This window comes from Amycolatopsis stemonae (assembly GCF_054781455.1).
The window spans coordinates 689,814-708,636 of record NZ_BAAGUJ010000004.1; the positions used below are offsets into that span (position 1 = coordinate 689,814).

The following is an 18,823-nucleotide window of genomic DNA, read 5'->3' on the forward strand; positions in this document are numbered from 1 at the left end:
GGTATAGGTCGTTATACACAGGCAGAGGTCCGAAAACCGCTGGCTTCCGTCCCGGTGCTGCCCGTTGACTGCGCTCATGCGGTCGAGCACAGCGGGTTTCGGGGTCACGGCGCGGTTCGCGCTGCTGGCCGTGGTCTGGGGAGCGAGCTTCCTGTTCATCAAGGTCGGCCTCAGCGGCCTCTCCCCCGCGCAGATCGCGCTGGCGCGGGTCGCGCTGGGGGCGTTCGCGCTGGGGGCGGTGCTGCTGACGCGGCGGCGGCCGCTCCCCCGCGATCCCGTGCTATGGGGTCATCTGGCGGTCGTCTCGGTGCTGCTGTGCGTGGCGCCGTTCCTGTTGTTCTCGTGGGCCGAGCAGTACATTTCGTCCGGTTTGGCCAGTATCTTCAACGCGACCACGCCGCTCATCACGATGCTGCTGGCGGCCGCGGCCCTCCCCGAGGAGCGGTTCACGCCGCCGCGGGTGCTCGGCCTGTCGCTCGGCTTCCTCGGTGTGCTCACGATCGTCGGGGTGTGGCACGGCGTCGACGTCTCGCACCAGCTGACGGCTCAGCTCGCCTGCCTGGGCGCCACTACGTGTTACGGCGCCTGCTTCGTCTACATGCGCCGATTCGTCTCACCGCGTGGTGCCGACCCGGTGGTCGTCGCGTTCGGTCAAACCGGCTCGGCGAGCGTGCTCCTGGGCCTGCTGGCGCCGGCCATCGCGGCCACGCCGGTCCACCTGGACTGGCCGGTGGTGGCGGGCATGGTCGCGCTCGGCGTCTTCGGCACGGGCATCGCGTACGTCTGGAACGTCCGCATCATCGCGACCTGGGGCGCGGCCAACGCGTCCGCGGTGACCTACCTCACACCGGTCGTCGGGGTGCTGCTCGGGGTGCTGGTGCTCGGCGAACCGGTGAGCTGGAACCAGCCGGCCGGGGCGCTCCTGATCGTGCTCGGCATCCTCGCCGCCCACGGACGGCTCCGCGTGCGCCGCCGGAGCGAACCGGAGCTCGTCCGCCGCTAGACACGCCGGAAGGGCGGCCGCCGCGGCGACCGCCCTTCCGGGGTGCGAGCCCTACAGGTACTGACCGGTGTTCGTGGCGGTGTCGATCGCCCGCCCCGAGTCCTGGTTCTTGCCGGTGACGAGCGTACGGATGTAGACGATCCGCTCGCCCTTCTTGCCGGAGATCCGGGCCCAGTCGTCCGGGTTGGTGGTGTTCGGGAGGTCCTCGTTCTCCGCGAACTCGTCGACGATCGCGTCGAGCAGGTGCTGGACGCGGAGACCCGGCTGCTTGGTCTCCAGCACCGACTTGATCGCCGACTTCTTCGCCCGGTCCACGATGTTCTGGATCATCGCGCCCGAGTTGAAGTCGCGGAAGTACAGGACTTCCTTGTCCCCGTTGGCGTAGGTCACCTCGAGGAACCGGTTCTCGTCGCTCTCCTCGTACATCCGCTCGACCGTGTGCTGGATCATCGCGTCGAACGTCGCCTTGGCGTCGCCGCCGAACTCGGCGAGGTCGTCGGCGTGGATCGGCAGGCCTTCGGCCAGGTACTTGGAGAAGATGTCCTTCGCGCCTTCGGCGTCCGGACGCTCGATCTTGATCTTGACGTCGAGCCGGCCCGGCCGCAGGATCGCCGGGTCGATCATGTCCTCGCGGTTGGAGGCGCCGATGACGATGACGTTCTCCAGGCCCTCGACACCGTCGATCTCCGACAGCAGCTGCGGCACGATCGTGGTCTCGACGTCGGACGAGACGCCCGACCCACGGGTCCGGAAGATCGAGTCCATCTCGTCGAAGAACACGATCACCGGGGTGCCTTCGGAGGCCTTCTCCCGCGCCCGCTGGAAGATCAGGCGGATGTGCCGCTCGGTCTCCCCGACGAACTTGTTGAGCAGCTCGGGACCCTTGATGTTCAGGAAGTAGGACTTCCCGTCCGCCGAGTCGCCCCGCGCCTCGGCCACCTTCTTCGCCAGCGAGTTCGCCACGGCCTTGGCGATGAGCGTCTTGCCGCAGCCCGGCGGGCCGTAGAGCAGGACACCCTTGGGCGGCCGCAGTTGGTACTCCTGGTACAGGTCGGCGTGCAGGAACGGCAGTTCCACCGCGTCGCGGATCTGCTCGATCTGCCGGGTGAGGCCACCGATGTCCTCGTAGCGGACGTCCGGCACCTCCTCCAGCACCAGGTCCTCGACCTCCGCCTTCGGCACGCGCTCGTACGCGTAACCGGCCTTGGAGTCGACCAGCAGCGAGTCGCCCGGCTTGAGCGGCTGCTCGGCCAGCAGGTCGGAGAGCAGGACCACCCGCTCTTCGTCCGCGTGCCCGACCACCAGCGCGCGAAGGCTGCCGCCCTCGACGTCGGCGGCGAGCACCTCACGCAGCGCGCACACCTCGCCGGTGCGTTCGAACCCGCCCGCCTCGACCACGGTGAGCGCCTCGTTGAGCCGCAGCGCCTGGCCGCGACGCAACGACGAGAGCTCGACCGCGGGCGAAACGGACACCCGCATCTTCCGGCCGGCCGTGAAGACGTCCACCGTGTTGTCCTCGTACGCCTCGACGAAGACGCCGTACCCGGACGGTGGCTGGGCCAGCCGGTCGACTTCCTCACGGAGAGCGAGGAGCTGTCCTCGCGCCTCACGCAGGGTTTCGACCAGTTTGGTGTTGCGTTCGGTGAGCTGGCTCACCCTTTCCGAGGCCTCGGCGAGTCGCTGTTCGAGAACTCGGTTCTGCCGTGGCGAGTCGGTCAGTTTGCGGCGCAGCAGCGCCACTTCCTCCTCGAGAAAACGGATCTGCCGAGCCTGCTCGTCCGCCGTCGTCCCAGCTCCGGATGTTGCTGAAGGGTCGGCCTCCTCGCGCCGACCTCCGGGAAGGTCATGATGCATCGGGCACCTCCTCGGAGTGCTTTTCATTCCACGGTACCGGCGATCACCGACAAGAAAAGGCCTTTCCGGATCACAAGATCGGCGCGTCGCGGTTTCCTCGCCTGGTCCAGCACGGACATTCCCGCAGCGCAAGCGGCCATTTCGGTACCCTGGCACGGGCGCGTCGCGAGGTCGGCCGGGCTGGGACGAACCAAGCACGTCAGGAGTACCCGCGCGGGCGAGGCGCCAACCCTGCGGGAGATGACGATTCCGACGAGTTCCGCCCTAACCGCGCGGCGGGGGAGCCCGATGGCTAGCATCGGCCCGACATCGGCCACGTCACGGCCGGGTCCGGAGTCGAAGGAACGCGAGGGGGCACCACCGATGACCTACCCGCCGCAGCAACCGGGCGGCTACGGCCAGCAGCCCGGGGGGTACGGGCAGCAGCCCGGGCCGTACGGTCAGCAGCCGGGCGGCTACCCCCAGAGCGGACCCCAGCCCCAGCCGGGCTACGGCGGCACGCAGCAGTTCGGGCAGCCCGGCCCCTACGGCCAGCCCCAGCAGGGCGGTTACCCGCCCCAGACGGGCCCTCAGCCCCAGCAGGGCTACCCGCAGTACGGGCAGCAGGACCAGTGGGGCCAGGCCCCCCAGCAGGACCAGTGGGGACAGCCACAGCAGGGCTACGACCCGTACGGGGGCGGCGGCTTCGGCGACGCGCCCCCGCCCAAGAAGAAGAAAACCGGGCTCATCGTCGGCATCGCGGTCGCCGCGGTGGTCATCATCGGGGGCGGCGCGACCTGGTTCATCCTCGCCAACAAGGACGACAGCTCGACCGCTGCCCCGCCCGCGACGAGCTCGCCGGTGCCGAAGACGACGCCGAAGAGCAAGACCACCCCGCCGACCAGCCCGTCGACGAAGGGCAGCAAGCCCGCCGGCGGCCCGGCCCCCGGCGGCAAGCCGAGCTCGCAGGAGCTGTTCGACTCGACGATCGCCGCCTACAACGCGGGCGACGAGAAGGCGCTCGGCGACGTCATCTGCCGCAGTGTCTACGAGGGCACCACCGGGCAGATCCCGAAGGTCACCGTCAAGCTGACCGGCGCGCCGACGGACACCGGGGACAAGTCCACGGTGCGGTACTCCGCCACGGACGGCAAGGCGACCAAGGTCGGCACGATGTCGGCCCAGAAGGAATCCGACCTGTGGTGCCTGTCCAACGTGCGGGCGGACGGCTCGTGAGCCTTCGCCGTCGGTGAACCGGGCGCTCGTCGCCGGGCTGGCCCTGCTCGGTGTGGCCGTCGCGGGCGTGGTGCTGGGACTGCTGCTGGTCGCGCCGTCCGGCTCCGCGCCCGCTCCGTCGAGCCCGCCACCGCCGGTGACCCGCCCGTCGAAGTCGGCCGCGCCCGACGCGATCGACACGGCGGCGGTGAACGTCCTGGCCCGGCAGATCGTCGCGGCGATCGCCCACCACGACTCGGCGGCGTTCGGAAAGCTCACCTGCAAGCCGCAGACCGCCGAGGCGCTGGCCGGGCTGCAGCGCACGTGGGACGCGGCCGGGCCGGTCACCGCGACCCTGGCCGGGCCGCCGGAGGTCCGCGGCGAGTCCGCGACGGCGAAGGTGCACGTCGAAGCGGCGGGCGGGACCAAGGACACGCCCTTCCCCCTGCACAAGGAGAGCGGCCGCTGGTGCGTGCCGGGCTGACTACCCCTTGCCCTTGCTGGGCCGGCGCGACACACGCGGGGACACGGTGCCGTCCGCCAGCCGCCGCGCGGTGAGCAGGAACGCCGTGTGCGCCACCATCCGGTGGTCCGGGCGCACCGCCAGGCCCACCACGTGCCACGGGCGCATCAGCGTTTCCCACGATTCGGGTTCGGTCCAGCACTGCTGCTCGCGCAGGGACTCCGTGACCCGCGAAAGCTGCGTCACGGTCGCGACGTAGACCGTCAGCACGCCACCCGGGACGAGGTGGGCCGCGACGTTCGGCAGCTGGTCCCACGGCGCCAGCATGTCCAGCACGACCCGGTCGACCTCGCCCTCGTGCGAGGCCAGGTCCGCGACCGTCAGCGACCAGTTCGCGGGCTTCTCGCCGAAGAACTTCACGACGTTGTGCTCGGCGTGCACGGCGTGGTCGTCACGGATCTCGTAGGAGTGGACGCGGCCTTCCGGGCCGACCGCGCGCAGCAGCGAGCAGGTCAGCGCGCCGGAGCCGGCGCCGGCCTCGAGCACGCGGGCGCCCGGGAAGATGTCGCCCCACATCACGATCTGCGCGGCGTCCTTCGGGTAGATCACCTGCGCGCCACGGGGCATCGAGAGCACGTAGTCCGGCAGGAGGGGCCGCAGGGCCAGGTACGTCGAGCCGCCGGCGGACGTGACCACCGAGCCCTCGGGACGGCCGATGAGGTCGTCGTGGGCGAGCGCGCCGCGGTGGGTGTGGTACTCACCGCCGTCGGCCAGCGTGAGCGTGTAGTGCCGCCCCTTCGAGTCGGTCAACTGCACCCGATCACCCGCGCGAAACGGTCCGCTGACCGACAACACTTCCTCCTGTACCCCGAATGGCCGACGACAGATCTTCGCAGGCCGCCCGGGCTCCGGCGTCAGCGGGTGCGGCGGTTCAGCGCGGCGCGCAGATCGTCCCGGCGCAGCACGCCCGCGGGGCGGCCCTCGTCGTCGACCACCAGGAACTGCCACGCCGGGGTTTCGCGGACCCGCTCGACGACGTCCTCCCCCGGTTCCGACGCCAGCAACACGGTTTCGGCCCGGATCGGCTCGGCCGCCAGTTCGGCGGGCGCGTGCGGCGACGTCCCGGCCAGCCGCTCGGCCGCGCCCGTGTCCAGCAGCCCGGCCGCGACGCCGTCGGCGCGGACCAGCACCACGCCCCGGCCGGCCGACGCGGCCAGCGCGTCCGACACCGGGCTTTCGGCGGGCAGCTGCAGCACCGGTCGCACCAGCTCGCCGAGGTCCAGACCTTCCGGCCAGGTGCGGCGGGCCTCCGCGGCCAGCTCGGAGCGCGCGCCGAGGATCACGAACCACGCCGTGACGATGCAGACGCCCAGGCGCAGCCACCGGTCCGGGCTGGCCGTCGCCAGGCCCCAGATCGCCCAGACGAGCAGGCCCGCGGCGACGACCGCCCCGCCCGCGACGGCGGCGCGCGTGCCCTTCGCGCGGATCCCGGTGGCCGCCCAGACCCCGGCGCGGACCAGCCGGCCGCCGTCCAGGGGCAGCCCGGGCAGCAGGTTGAACACGCCGACGGCGAGGTTCGCCACCGCGCACTCGGCGATCAGCATCCAGACCGCGCCGTCCGGCGGCACGGCGAACATGAGCAGCCCGCAGAACCCGCCCAGCAGCAGCGACACCGCGGGGCCGGCCGCCGCGACCAGGCCTTCGTGGACGGGCCGCTTCGGCGTGCGCGCCACTTCGGACAGACCGCCCAGCAGGAACAGGCGCAGTCTCCGGACGGGGATCCCCAGCCGCAGCGCGGCCAGGCAGTGCCCGAGCTCGTGGGCGAGCACGGAGAGCCCCAGCAGCAGCGCGAACGCGCCCGCCAGCAGCCACGACGTCAGCGTGGAGGCGTCCGGGAGCAGCCGCCCGACAAGGGGCGCGTACAGCACGACGACGATCAGCGAGCCGATCCACCAGGACGGCGCGAGCAGCACGGGCACGCCGGCGACGCGGAACAGCAGGAGCCCGCCGTCCGAGACGACGGCCTGCCGGGTCCCCCCGGTGCCCTGTTCACTGGTCGCGGCCATGCCGGAGAGCCTAGAGCCCCCGGTGTGGGGAGCGGGTGATCCGCCCCCGGTGGTGTCGCCCCCGGACGGCCGGGCGCGGCGGTCGGCGTGGCCGCCCGGGCGTTGCGGTCGCCGGAACTGTCGTACCCCGGCGTTACGCTCTGCCCATGCCCGACGCCGACACCGTCACCACCGATCCGCCCGCGTCCGTCGCCACCGAGGTGCGGCGGCGGCCCGCGCTGTCGCCGTCCCGGGCCAGCGACTTCAAGCAGTGCCCGCTGCTCTACCGGTTCCGCGCGGTCGACCGGCTGCCGGAGGTCCCGACCAAGGCCCAGCTGCGCGGCACGCTCGTCCATTCGGTGCTGGAGCGGCTGTTCGCGCTGCCGGCCGCCGAGCGCGTCCCGGCGCAGGCGCGGGAGCTGCTCGGCCCGGCGTGGACGGAGCTGTCGGCGGACCGTCCGGAGTGGACCGAACTGTTCGACGGCGAAAAGCCCGAAGACCACGCGGACTGGCTGCGGTCGGCGGAAAAGCTGCTGGACGCCTACTTCGACCTCGAAGACCCGCGGCGGCTCGAGCCGGAGGCCTGCGAGCTGCACGTCGAGATCGAGCTCGGCTCGGGCGTGCTGCTGCGCGGCTACATCGACCGGCTCGACGTCGCGCCGACCGGCGAGATCCGGGTCGTGGACTACAAGACCGGCGCCGCGCCGCGCGAAATCGGCGAGGCCAAGGCGATGTTCCAGATGAAGTTCTACGCCGTGGTGCTGTGGCGGCTGCGCGGGATCGTGCCGCGCCAGCTGAAGCTGATGTACCTCACCGACGGCCAGTCGCTCGCCTACACGCCCGACGAAGCCGAGCTGCTGCGCTTCGAACGCACGCTGGAAGCCATCTGGCAGGCCATCCTCAAGGCGGGCAAGACCGGCGACTTCCGGGCGAACAAGAGCAAGCTGTGCACCTGGTGCGACCACCAGGCGCGCTGCCCCGAGTACGGCGGCACCCCACCCGCATACCCCGGCTGGCCGGAGCCCGACGCGGGCGACGAGACGCCGCTGGACCGGGCCGACTGATGGCCGACGCCTTCTACGTGCCGCTCGGCGGCGACCGGTATTCCGCGACCGCCCACACGGCCGGTCCGTGGTCCTCCGATTCCCAGCACTTCGGGCCGCCGTCCGCGCTCCTGGTCCGCGCGCTCGAACACGTCGAACCCGCGCACCCGGCGGAGCTCGCGCGCGTGACGGTCGAAATCCTCGGCCCGGCCCCGGTCGCCGAGCTTTCCGTGCGGGCCCGGGTCGAGCGCCCGGGCCGGTCGGTGGAGCTGGTGCAGGCCGAGCTGGCGAGCGCCGAACGCGTCGTCGCGCGGGCGACGGCGTGGCGCATCGCGACCTCCGACACGGCCGAGATCGCCACCGACGCCGGCCCGCTCATGCCCGCGCCGGACACCGTCACGGAGTCACCGTGGCCGGAGGGCTGGCAGGCCGGCTACCTCGACGCGGTGGAGTGGCGCGCCGTGCGCGGCGGCATGGACGTCCCCGGCCCGGCCGCCGTCTGGGCCCGGCAGCGCGTCCCGCTGGTCGACGGCGAGGAGCCGAGCGGGCTGCAGCGGCTGTTCACGGTCGCCGACTCCGGCAACGGCGTGTCGAACTACCTCGATCCGCGCAAGTGGTGGTTCATCAACTCCGAGCTGACCGTGCACCTGCGGCGGACGCCCGCAGGCGAGTGGATCGGCCTCGACGCGGTCACCCTGGTCGGCACGCACGGCATCGGCACGGCGACGAGCATCCTGCACGACTCGGGCGGCCCGGTGGCCACCGGCGCACAGGCCCTGATGGTGCGACCGCGACAGGCCGGGGGCGGATAGCCACCCACAACGGGCCCGCATCCAATAACCTTCGCGGAACGACCGACTTGAGGAGCGCTCCGGCATGCAGATCACCTCGGTGGTCAACCAGAAAGGCGGGGTCGGGAAGACCTCGCTCAGCGTCGGCACCGCGGCCGCGCTGGCCGAGCGGGGCCGGCGGGTGCTGCTGGTCGACCTCGACCCGCAGGGCCACGCGACGACCGAGATGCTCGGGTTGTCCGAGGTCCGCGGGGACGCGCCCACGCTGGCGAAGGCCCTGGCCAAGACGTGGAAGGGGCCGATCGAGGAGCTCGTCGTGCGGCACCCGCGCAGCAACCTCGGCAAGGGCGGCGCGCTCGACGTCGTACCGACCTCGCCGGGGATGTTCGACCTGATCCGGCGGCTCGACTCGTTCCGCGTGCCGGGCTGGCAGCTCGCGCGGGTGATCCAGTTCGCCAACTACGACCACTGCATCATCGACTGCCCGCCGGCGCTGGACGTGCTGACGAACAACGCGCTGGCGGCGTCGCACGGCATCCTGGTGCCGGTCCAGCCGGACAAGACGAGCATCCGCGCGCTGCGGCTGCTGGCCGACCAGGTGCGCTACGTCGAGCAGACGGTCGGGCGCCAGCCGCTGTCGTGGTTCGGGCTCGTGCCGAGCCTCTACCGGCGGCCGATCTCACACTACGCGGCGGCCGCGCTGCAGGAGATGTACGAGTTCGGCATCCCGATGCTCTCACACCTGCCGCTGGGCGTGGTGATGAACGAGGCGGCGGCGAACGGCGTCCCGGTGACGACGTACGCGCCGGAGACGTTGCAGGCCCTGTCGTTCCGCGAGATCGCGGCGACGCTGGACAGCTACCTGGAGCAGAACCGGGCCCCCGCGGTGGTCCCGGCCGACGAGGAGTTCGTCTTCGAGGACTTCATCTCGGAGGTGGCGGTCGCCCGCAACGCCAACGACAACGGCGCCCGCAAGGGGCTCTACGACCTGCTCCCGAAGAAGCCGAACCGGCCGCGCTGAGGTTTCCGCGCGGCCGGCCGGCTCGCCGGTCAGAGGCGGCAGGAGCGGATGTCCGACGCCAGGATCGCCTTGGCGCCGACCTCGGCCAGTTCGTCCATGACGAGGTTGACCTTCTTGCGCGGCACCATCGCGCGCACGGCCACCCAGTCTTCGTCGGCCAGCGGCGCGACCGTCGGCGACTCGAGACCCGGCGTGATGGCGATCGCGCGCTCGACGAGCGTCCGCGGGCAGTCGTAGTCCAGCATCATGTACTGCTGCGCGAAAACCACGCCGCGCAGGCGGGCGGCGAGCTGCGACTTGGCGCGGCTCTCCGCGGTGTCCGCCCGCTGCAGCAGCACGGCTTCCGACACGCAGATCGGGTCGCCGAACGCGACCAGGTTGTGCTGGCGCAGGGACCGGCCGGACTCGACGACGTCGGCGATCGCGTCCGCGACGCCGAGCTGGATCGAGATCTCCACCGCGCCGTCGAGCCGGATGACCTCGGCCTCGACGCCGTGGCGGGCCAGGTCGTCCCGGACCAGGCGCGGGTAGGACGTCGCGAGCCGCTTGCCCTGCAGGTCGGCCGGCTTCCAGTCCCGGCCTGCCGGAGCGGCGTAGCGGAACGTCGAGCCGCCGAAGCCGAGCGCCTGGATCTCCTCCACCGGGGCTCCGGAGTCCAGCGCGAGGTCGCGGCCGGTGATGCCGAGGTCGAGGTCACCGGAGCCGACGTAGATCGCGATGTCCTTGGGCCGCAGGAAGAAGAACTCGACCTCGTTCACGGTGTCGAGCACGGTCAGGTCGCGCTGCTCATGCCGCTTGCGGTAGCCCGCCTCGCCGAGCATCTCCGTCGCCGCGGCGGCGAGGGCTCCCTTGTTCGGCACGGCAACACGCAGCATTTCGCTCTTCTCCTCGTTCTTCACGCGAGATCTTCGCGCGACCCGTCACAGGTAGCGGTAGACGTCCTCGATCGACAGCCCGCGGCCGAGCATCAGGACCTGCAGCCGGTACAGCAGCTGGGAGATCTCCTCGGCGAGGCGGTCGTCGGACTCGTGCTCGGCGGCGATCCACACCTCACCGGCTTCCTCGAGCACCTTCTTGCCCTGCGCGTGCACCCCCGCGTCGAGGGCGGCGACGGTGCCGGACCCGTCGGGACGGGTGCGGGCGCGCTCGGCAAGCTCCGCGAACAGCTCATCGAAGGTCTTCACGGTCTGCAGATCCTTCCACCCCGGGCCCGGCCGTGCCGCCCCGGCCCGCCGCGGATGCCGCCGATCTCACACCGAAGTGGACGGCGCCTCCCGAGTACTGGGACGGCGTTCGAAGTCGAGGAGGTACCGCTTGCGCTCCAGGCCGCCGCCGTAGCCGGTGAGCGAACCGGTCGAGCCGAGCACGCGGTGGCACGGCACGATGATCGAGATCGGGTTCTTGCCGTTGGCGAGGCCGACCGCCCGCGCGGCCGACGGCTTGCCGAGCAGCTGCGCCAGCTCGCCGTAGGACGCGGTCTCGCCGTACGGGATCTCGAGCAGCGCCGTCCACACCGTCCGCTGGAACGGCGTCCCGGCGAAGGCCAGCGGCAGGTCGAACTCCCGGCGCTGCCCGGCGAAGTACTCCTTGAGCTGGATCTCGGTGCGTGCGAAGACTTCGGCCGAGCCGGGCGCGCCGAACGTCGCTTCGGCGGGCCGGTGGCGCTGCTCGTGCATGTACAGCCCGCAGAGGGCGGCGTCCTCGGCGACCAGGGTCAGCGGGCCGCAGGGACTGTCGACGACGGTGTGGGAACGCATGGGACCTCCTAGGCCGCGGGCATCCGGTTGATCGCGTGGTCGCCGGTGGCCCACAGGTGCTGGGTCGCGTAGGCGCGCCACGGCCGCCACTGCCCGGACCGGGCGACGACGGCGGCCTGGCCGCCGAGCCCGAGCGTCTCGGCGGCGTACTTGATGCCGAGGTCGGTGGGGAGGAACGCGTCGGGGTCGCCCAGGGCACGCATGGCGATGCTCTCGACGGTCCACGGCCCGAAGCCGGGCAACGCGGTCAGCGCGGCCCGGGTCGCGCCCCAGTCGCTGCCCGCGCCGAGGTCCAGCCCGGCCGTCAGGGCCTCGACCAGGGCGAGCAGCGTGCGACGGCGGCTGCGCGGCATGGCCAGGGTCTCCGGGTCCAGCGACGCCAGGGCCCCGGGCGAGGGGAACAGGTGCGTCAGGCCGCCCTCGGGGTCGTCGACCGGTTCGCCGTGCGCGACGACCAGGCGGGCGGCGTGGGTCCGCGCCGCCGCCGTCGAGACCTGCTGGCCGAGGACCGCGCGCACGGCGAACTCGGCGCCGTCGACCGTGCGCGGCACCCGGCGGCCCGGAGCGGCCGCGACCAGCGGCGCGAGCAGCGGGTCGGTGGCGAGCTGGTCGTCGACGGCGACCGGGTCGGCGTCGAGGTCCAGCAGCCGGCGGCAGCGGCTGGTGGCGGTCGGCAGGTCCCGGAGGTCGGCCAGGGTCAGCCGGCAGGCGATGTGGCCGTCCTCGGGCCGCAGCGCGACGACGCCGTGGCCGTGGGGCAGCCGCAGCGTCCGGCGGTAGGCGCCGTCGCGCCACTCCTCGACGCCCGGCACGCCCGTCGCGACGAGGTGCCCGAAGAGGTTGTCCGGGCAGAGCGGCTTCCGGTAGGGCAGGCGCAGCACGATCGACCCGGCCGCGGCCGACGGCTTGCCCTTCGCGCGCTGCCGCAGTTCGGTCGGCGTGAGCGCGAAGACTTCGCGGACGGTGTCGTTGAACGCCCGGATGCTGCCGAACCCGGCGGCCAGGGCCAGCTCGGTCATCGGCAGCGCGGTCGTCTCGATGAGCGTCCGCGCGGTCTGCGCGCGCTGGGCCCTGGCCAGCGCCAGCGGTCCCGCGCCGAGTTCCGCGAACACCTGGCGTTCGACCTGCCGGACGCTGTAGCCGAGCCGGGCGGCGAGACCGCCGACGCCCTCGGTGTCGACGACGCCGTCGGCGATCAGCCGCATGGCCCGCGCGACGAGGTCGGCGCGTTCGTTCCACAGGGGCGAGCCCGGGCTGGCGTCGGGACGGCAGCGCTTGCACGCCCGGAACCCGGCCTGCTGGGCCGCCGCCGCGCTCGGGTGGAAGCTCATGTTCTCCGGCTTCGGCGGGACGACCGGGCAGCTGGGCCGGCAGTAGATCTTCGTCGTCAGGACCGCCGTGTAGAACCACCCGTCGAACCGGGCATCCTTCGCCTGCACGGCCCGCACGCACCGCTCGAAGTCCTCATGCACACCGTCCAGCATCGCGGACCGGACGGACGGCGGCTAGCGGAAATGCGACCTGGGCGTGCTCAGCCCAGCAGGGCCGCCAGCGCCGGCACGTCGACGCCGACGAGCGAGTCGCGGAACACGCGCCGCTCCCCCGGCTCGACCTCGACGTCGTTCGGGATCACCAGCACGGTGCAGCCCGCCGAAACCGCCGACGCCGTGCCCGGCGGCGAGTCTTCGACCGCCACGCACCGCTCCGGCGCGACCCCCAGCAGTTCGGCCGCCTTGAGGTACGGGCGCGGGTGCGGCTTGTTGAAGCCGTCGACCTCGTCGCCGCACACCGTGACGTCGAAGAACTCGCGGCCGATCGTGTTCAGGGCCAGCTCGGTCAGGTCCCGCTCGGTCGAGGTGACCAGGGCCGAACGCAGCCCCGCTTCGCGCACTGCGGCCAAGGCCTCGCGGGCGCCCGGACGCCACGGCAGCGCGTCGTCGAACAGCCCGGCCGTCCGGCGCCGGATCTGGTCGCCGGTCGCGGCGACCGCTTCGGGCGTCACCGGCAGGCCGACGACCTCGAGCAGGTACGCCGACGTGTCGTCCATGTTGGACCCGACGAGGGTCATCCGCTGCTCTTCGGACAGCTTGCCGCCCAGCGCTTCCGCCGTCTCGTACAGGGCGACGTCCCACAGCTTCTCGGAATCGACCAGCGTGCCGTCCATGTCCCACAGCACGGCATCGAGTCCGTCCACAGTGGATCTCCCTCAGGTGTTGAAGTACTTGGCTTCCGGGTGGTGGCAGACGATCGCGTCGGTCGACTGCTCGGGGTGCAGCTGGTACTCCTCGGACAGCTTCACGCCGATGCGGCCCGGCTCGAGGAGCGCGACGATCTTCGCCCGGTCCTCGAGATCGGGACAGGCGCCGTAGCCCAGTGAGAACCGTGCTCCACGGTAGCCGAGCTTGAAGAAGTCCTCGACGTCGTCCGGGTCCTCTGAGGCGACCGCCACACCGCCGGGGAAGGTCAGCTCCTGCCGGATGCGGCGGTGCCAGTACTCGGCGAGTGCCTCGGTGAGCTGGACGCCGAGGCCGTGCACCTCGAGGTAGTCGCGGTAGGCGTTCGCGGCGAACAGCTCGTTGGCGTAGTCGGCGATCGGCTGTCCCATGGTGACCACGGTGAACGGCACGACGTCGACCTCGCCCGCCTCGCGCGGCCGGTAGAAGTCGGCCAGGCAGAGCCGCCGGTCGCGGCGCTGGCGCGGGAAGGTGAAGCGCACCCGCTCGGGCGCGTCGAGCGACGGCTCGGTGAGCACGACCAGGTCGTCGCCCTCGGCGACGCACGGGAAGTAGCCGTAGACGACCGCCGCGTGCGCCAGGACGCCGTCCGCGGTCAGCCGGTCGAGCCAGTACCGCAGCCGCGGCCGGCCCTCGGACTCGACGAGTTCGTCGTACGTCGGCCCGGCGCCGCCGCGCGCACCCTTGAGGCCCCACTGGCCCATGAAGGTCGCGCGCTCGTCCAGCATCGCGGCGTAGTCGGCGAGCGCGACGCCCTTGACCACGCGGCTGCCCCAGAACGGCGGGGTCGGCAGCGGGACGTCGGTGGCGACGTCCGACCGCGCGGGTGGCGGCCCTTCGAGCGCTTCTTCCTCGGCCTTGCGGGCTTTCCGCGCCTCGGCGATGCGCAGTGAGCGTTCGCGGCGTTCCTTGCGCTCGGCGCGCTTCTTCTCCGCGTCGGCGTCGACGAGGGGCGACTCCCCGCGCTTGGCGGCCATGACCGCGTCCATCAGCCGCAGTCCCTCGAAGGCGTCACGGGCGTAGCGGACGTCGCCGAGGTACAGCTCGCTGAGGTCGTTCTCGACGTAGGACCGGGTCAGCGCCGCGCCGCCGAGCAGCACCGGCCAGCGCGCGGCGACGCCCCGGGAGTTCATCTCCTGGAGGTTCTCCTTCATGATCACCGTGGACTTGACCAGCAGCCCGGACATCCCGATCGCGTCGGCGCCGTGCTCGTCGGCGGCGTCGAGGATGGTCGTGATCGGCTGCTTGATGCCGAGGTTGACGACCTCGTACCCGTTGTTGGACAGGATGATGTCGACGAGGTTCTTGCCGATGTCGTGCACGTCGCCGCGGACGGTGGCCAGCACGATCCGGCCCTTGCCGGACTCGTCGCCGGACTCCATGTGCGGCTCGAGGTGCGCGACGGCGGCCTTCATGACTTCGGCGGCCTGCAGCACGAACGGCAGCTGCATCTGGCCGGACCCGAACAGCTCGCCGACGGTCTTCATGCCGGACAGCAGCGTGTCGTTGATGATCTGCAGCGCGGGCCGTTGCTCGAGGGCCGCGTCGAGGTCGTCGGCGAGGCCGTTGCGCTCGCCGTCGACGATCCGGCGCTCGAGGCGCTCGAACAGCGGCAGGGCCGCCAGCTCCTCGGCGCGGGACGCCTTCGACGACGCCGCGCTGACGCCCTCGAACAGGGCCATCAGCTCCTGCAGCGGGTCGTAGCCTTCGCGGCGGCGGTCGTAGACCAAGTCGAGGGCCACCGCGCGCTGGTCGTCCGGGATCCGGGCCATCGGCAGGATCTTCGACGCGTGCACGATCGCCGTGTCCAGCCCGGCCTGGACGCATTCGTGCAGGAACACGGAGTTCAGCACCTGCCGCGCGGCCTGGTTGAGGCCGAAGGAGATGTTGGACAGGCCGAGCGTGGTCTGGACCTCGGGATGCCGCCGTTTGATCTCGCGGATCGCCTCGATGGTCTCGATGCCGTCGCGGCGCGACTCCTCCTGGCCGGTGGCGATGGTGAAGGTCAGGGCGTCGATGATGACGTCGGAGGTCCGCAGGCCCCACTTGCCGGTGATGTCGCCGATCAGCCGGGTGGCGATGTCGGCCTTCTTGTGCGCGGTTCGCGCCTGGCCTTCTTCGTCGATGGTCAGGGCGACGACCGCGGCACCGTACTCGCTGACCAGGTCCATGACCTGCGTGAACCGCGACTCCGGGCCGTCGCCGTCCTCGTAGTTGACCGAGTTGACCGCGCAGCGGCCGCCGAGCCGCTCCAGCCCCGCCTTCAAGACGGCCACTTCGGTGGAGTCGAGCATGATCGGCAGCGTCGACGCCGTGGCGAGGCGGCCGGCCAGCTCGGCCATGTCCGCGGTGCCGTCGCGGCCGACGTAGTCGACGCACAGGTCGAGCAGGTGGGCGCCGTCGCGGGTCTGCTCGCGGGCGATCTCGACGCAGTCGTCCCACCGGCCCTCCAGCATCGCGGTGCGGAACGCCTTGGAGCCGTTCGCGTTGGTCCGCTCGCCGATCATCAGCACGCTGGCGTCCTGTTTGAACGGCACCGCCTGGTAGAGCGACGACACGCCGGGCTCGGGACGTGGCCGCCGGGGCACGGGCGCGGTTTCGGCGACGGCCGCGGCGAGCTGCCGGATGTGCTCGTCGGTCGTGCCGCAGCAGCCGCCGACCAGGCCCACGCCGAACTCGCGGACGAACCCGGTCAGCGCCTCGACCAGCGCCTCCGGGCCGAGCGGGTAGACCGCGCCGTCCGGGCCCAGCTCCGGCAGGCCGGCGTTCGGCATCACCGACAGCGGCACCCGGGCGTGCTTGGCCAGCTGCCGCAGGTGCTCGCTCATCTCGGCCGGGCCGGTGGCGCAGTTGAGCCCGATCAGGTCGATGCCGAGCGGCTCCAGCGCGGCCAGTGCGGCGCCGACCTCGGTGCCGAGCAGCATGGTCCCGGTCGTCTCGACGGTGATCGACGCGAGGATCGGCACGGACCGGCCTTCGGCGGCCATCGCCCGTTTCGCGCCGATGATCGACGCCTTCGTCTGGAGGATGTCCTGAGTGGTCTCGACGATCACCGCGTCCACGCCGCCGGCCAGCAGGCCGCGTACCTCTTCGCGGTAGGCGTCACGCAGCGTGGTGAACGGCGCGTGGCCGAGCGTCGGCAGCTTCGTGCCCGGGCCGACCGAGCCGAGCACGAACCGCGGGCGGTCCGGCGTCCCGAACTCGTCGGCGGTCTCGCGGGCCAGCCGCGCGCCCGCCTCGGCGAGCTCGAAGATCCGCTCGGTGATGTCGTACTCGGCGAAGTTGGCGAAATTGGCCCCGAAAGTGTTGGTTTCGACGGCGTCCGCCCCCGCCTCCAGGTACCCGCGGTGGACCGAGCGGACCACGTCCGGGCGGGTGACGTTGAGGATCTCGTTGCAGCCTTCGAGGCCGTCGAAGTCGTCCAGGCTCAGGTCGTGGGCCTGCAGCGCCGTGCCCATGGCCCCGTCGGCCACCAGGACGCGCGAGCGGAGGGCTTCGAGGAAGGACGACGACAGGCGGTCGGACATGCTGAACAGCGTAAGGCCGGTGGTCGTAGGCTGGGTTGGTGAGTGAGCCCGTCGACGAGACCCCGCGGCCGCCCGGCGACCGCCCCGAACCCACCCGGCCGCTGATGGTGGTCGCCTTCGAAGGCTGGAACGACGCCGGTGACGCGGCCAGCCGCGCCGTCGAGCACCTCCAGCTGAACTGGGACGCGACGCCACTGGCCGAACTGGAGCCCGACGACTACTACGACTTCCAGGTCAGCCGCCCGACCGTCCGGATGGTGGACGGTGTCACTCGCCGGGTGGACTGGCCGACGACCACGCTGTCCGTGTGCCGCCCGGCCGGGTTCGACCGCGACGTCGTGCTCGTGCAGGGCCCCGAGCCGAACATGCGCTGGCGGGCGTTCTGCGCGGAACTGCTGGAGCACATCAAGCAGCTCGACGTCGCCACGGTCGTGACGCTCGGTGCGCTGCTCGCCGACACCGCGCACACCCGGCCGGTCCCGGTGACCGGGACGGCGTACGACAAGGACACCGCGTCGCTCTACGGGCTGGACCTGAACAACTACCAGGGCCCGACCGGCATCGTCGGGATCCTGCAGGACTACTGCGTGCAGGCGGGCATCCCGGCCGTCTCGATCTGGGCCGCGGTGCCGCACTACGTGTCGCACCCGCCGTCCCCGAAGGCGACGCTGGCGCTGCTGCACAAGCTCGAGGACATCCTCGACGTCGAGATCCCGCTGGGCGCGCTGCCCGAGCAGTCCGAGGAGTGGCAGCGCACGGTCAGCGAGATGGCCGACGAGGACGAAGAGATCAGCGAGTACGTCCGCGGCCTCGAAGAGCGCGGCGACGCGCAGAGCGAGGTCGTGCCCGAGGAGGTCAGCGGCGACAAGATCGCCGCCGAGTTCGAGCGGTACCTGCGCCGCCGCGGCCGAGGCGGCGGACAGGAAGGCTTCGGCCTGCGCTGAGGGGCTACTTCAGCCAGCTGGTGGCGAACGCCCGGGCGGGGTTCGCCACCAGCATGGCGGTGACGACGTCGCCGCCGAGCAGCTTCGTCAGCCGCGGCGCCAGCGTCGTGAGCAGGTAGGACGCGCCCGGCTGGTCGCGCGCGGCGGCGGTCGTCGTGTCGCCGCCCAGCAGGATCCGGCCGCCGTGCCCGGCTTCGACCAGGGCTTCCAGCCCGTCGAACAGCCGCCAGTCGGTGGCGTGGTTGGCCCGCGAAGGGCCGTCGAACCCGAGGAACACGCCGGTTTCGGCGGTCTCCCGCTGGATCCGGGGGTCCGGGTTGCGGTTGAGGTGCCCGAGGATCACCCGGTCCGGGGGCACGTCGAGCTTTCCGCACAGCAGCTCCACGGTTTCCAGGGCCGCCGTGCCGAGTTCGAGGTGCACGGCGATCGGCGCGCCGGTCTCCTGGTGGGCGATCGCGGCGGCGGTCATCGTCAGCCGCGCGTGCGAGTCGATCGTGTGGAACGCGCCGGCCACCTTGACCAGCCCGGCGCGCGGGCCGGTCCGCGGCTCGTCGGGCAGGTCGGCGGGCTGGGTGCCCTCGGTCAGGTCGGCGACGAACTCCGGCACCAGGCCGTCCACGACCCGGGCGAGGGTCGCCGGCGCGTAGTGCTCCGCGCGGTGCAGGCCGGTGGCCGCGACGACGTGGACGCCGATTTCGCCCGACATCCTGGCGAGTTCCCGGGTCCGCCGGGTGAGGCCGTACGGCGTCCACTGGACGAGCGCCGAGCCACCACGCGCCTTGAAGTCGAGGAGCGTGCGGGCGGCCGCGGCCGGGTCGTCCAGCTCTTGACCCGGTAGCAGCTTCGAGGCGAAGAACAGGTGGTCGTGCGAGTCCGTCACGCCCAGTTCGGCCGGATCGATGTCGCCCAGCACCGTCCGCACCCGCGGGTCCCCAGTCACGCCGCCG

At 72.1% G+C, this 18,823-nt stretch carries 17 protein-coding genes; 7 read left to right on the top strand and 10 right to left on the bottom strand.

The genetic code is table 11. The annotated features are described in order from the left end of the window. Positions 1-76: 76 nt before the first annotated feature. Positions 77-1,003 (top strand): DMT family transporter, encoded by a 927-nt coding sequence (locus ACYVLJ_RS19005; RefSeq protein ID WP_460439590.1) that lies wholly within the window; start codon positions 77-79, stop codon positions 1,001-1,003. 51 nt (positions 1,004-1,054) lie between these two features. Here ACYVLJ_RS19005 and arc read toward each other — a convergent pair whose 3' ends face one another. After that, on the bottom strand, positions 1,055-2,857 hold the full coding sequence (gene arc / locus ACYVLJ_RS19010) for a proteasome ATPase (protein ID WP_451972579.1): 1,803 nt from the start codon (positions 2,855-2,857) through the stop codon (positions 1,055-1,057). A 363-nt stretch (positions 2,858-3,220) separates the two neighbouring features. Between arc and ACYVLJ_RS19015 the strand changes: the two genes are divergently transcribed. Further along, complete coding sequence (locus ACYVLJ_RS19015) at positions 3,221-4,072, top strand: flagellar basal body-associated FliL family protein (protein WP_460439591.1); 852 nt, start codon at positions 3,221-3,223, stop codon at positions 4,070-4,072. A gap of 13 nt (positions 4,073-4,085) precedes the next feature. Beyond that, positions 4,086-4,535: a hypothetical protein gene (locus tag ACYVLJ_RS19020; protein WP_460439592.1), complete on the top strand. Its 450-nt coding sequence runs from the start codon at positions 4,086-4,088 to the stop codon at positions 4,533-4,535. On the opposite strand, the gene ACYVLJ_RS19025 is transcribed toward ACYVLJ_RS19020, so the two are convergent. Together ACYVLJ_RS19025 and ACYVLJ_RS19030 are read right to left on the bottom strand one after the other, a co-directional pair. Continuing rightward, positions 4,536-5,366, bottom strand: a complete 831-nt coding sequence (locus ACYVLJ_RS19025) for a tRNA (adenine-N1)-methyltransferase (protein WP_451972573.1) — start codon at positions 5,364-5,366, stop codon at positions 4,536-4,538. 62 nt (positions 5,367-5,428) lie between these two features. Beyond that, entirely contained in the window at positions 5,429-6,580 is a 1,152-nt protein-coding gene (locus tag ACYVLJ_RS19030) for a site-2 protease family protein (RefSeq protein WP_451972571.1), read from the bottom strand. 146 nt (positions 6,581-6,726) lie between these two features. Here ACYVLJ_RS19030 and ACYVLJ_RS19035 point away from each other — a divergent pair, with 146 nt between their 5' ends. The 3 genes from ACYVLJ_RS19035 (at position 6,727) to ACYVLJ_RS19045 (ending at position 9,414) form a co-directional block, all read left to right on the top strand. Beyond that, entirely contained in the window at positions 6,727-7,623 is an 897-nt protein-coding gene (locus tag ACYVLJ_RS19035) for a RecB family exonuclease (RefSeq protein ID WP_451972569.1), read from the top strand. Continuing rightward, positions 7,623-8,414, top strand: a complete 792-nt coding sequence (locus ACYVLJ_RS19040) for a thioesterase family protein (RefSeq protein WP_460439593.1) — start codon at positions 7,623-7,625, stop codon at positions 8,412-8,414. The genes ACYVLJ_RS19035 and ACYVLJ_RS19040 overlap by 1 nt, the downstream gene beginning before the upstream one ends. Positions 8,415-8,478: 64 nt before the next feature. Continuing rightward, a complete protein-coding gene (locus ACYVLJ_RS19045) occupies positions 8,479-9,414 on the top strand; it encodes a ParA family protein (protein ID WP_451972565.1) in 936 nt (311 codons plus the stop codon). A gap of 29 nt (positions 9,415-9,443) precedes the next feature. Here the strand turns inward: ACYVLJ_RS19045 and hisG are convergent, their stop codons facing one another. The 6 genes from hisG to metH form a co-directional block, all read right to left on the bottom strand. After that, positions 9,444-10,289, bottom strand: coding sequence for an ATP phosphoribosyltransferase (gene hisG / locus ACYVLJ_RS19050; protein ID WP_451973304.1), 846 nt, complete (start codon positions 10,287-10,289; stop codon positions 9,444-9,446). A gap of 45 nt (positions 10,290-10,334) precedes the next feature. Further along, the gene (locus ACYVLJ_RS19055; RefSeq protein ID WP_451972563.1) at positions 10,335-10,598 is read right to left on the bottom strand and encodes a phosphoribosyl-ATP diphosphatase; all 264 of its coding nucleotides are present in this window, start codon (positions 10,596-10,598) and stop codon (positions 10,335-10,337) included. 66 nt (positions 10,599-10,664) lie between these two features. Then, on the bottom strand, positions 10,665-11,171 hold the full coding sequence (locus tag ACYVLJ_RS19060) for a methylated-DNA--[protein]-cysteine S-methyltransferase (RefSeq protein WP_451972561.1): 507 nt from the start codon (positions 11,169-11,171) through the stop codon (positions 10,665-10,667). 8 nt (positions 11,172-11,179) lie between these two features. Continuing rightward, positions 11,180-12,643: an AlkA N-terminal domain-containing protein gene (locus ACYVLJ_RS19065; RefSeq protein ID WP_460439594.1), complete on the bottom strand. Its 1,464-nt coding sequence runs from the start codon at positions 12,641-12,643 to the stop codon at positions 11,180-11,182. 59 nt (positions 12,644-12,702) lie between these two features. Continuing rightward, positions 12,703-13,365 carry an HAD family hydrolase gene (locus ACYVLJ_RS19070; RefSeq protein ID WP_460439595.1) on the bottom strand — a complete coding sequence of 221 codons (663 nt, stop codon included), beginning with the start codon at positions 13,363-13,365 and terminating at the stop codon, positions 12,703-12,705. A 12-nt stretch (positions 13,366-13,377) separates the two neighbouring features. Further along, complete coding sequence (gene metH / locus ACYVLJ_RS19075) at positions 13,378-16,932, bottom strand: methionine synthase (protein ID WP_460439596.1); 3,555 nt, start codon at positions 16,930-16,932, stop codon at positions 13,378-13,380. A 38-nt stretch (positions 16,933-16,970) separates the two neighbouring features. Between metH and ACYVLJ_RS19080 the strand changes: the two genes are divergently transcribed. Continuing rightward, positions 16,971-17,876, top strand: a complete 906-nt coding sequence (locus tag ACYVLJ_RS19080) for a PAC2 family protein (RefSeq protein WP_451972553.1) — start codon at positions 16,971-16,973, stop codon at positions 17,874-17,876. Positions 17,877-17,880: 4 nt separating this feature from the next. Here ACYVLJ_RS19080 and ACYVLJ_RS19085 read toward each other — a convergent pair whose 3' ends face one another. Further along, positions 17,881-18,816, bottom strand: a complete 936-nt coding sequence (locus tag ACYVLJ_RS19085; RefSeq protein ID WP_460439597.1) for a phosphotriesterase family protein — start codon at positions 18,814-18,816, stop codon at positions 17,881-17,883. Between the last annotated feature and the right edge of the window lie 7 nt (positions 18,817-18,823).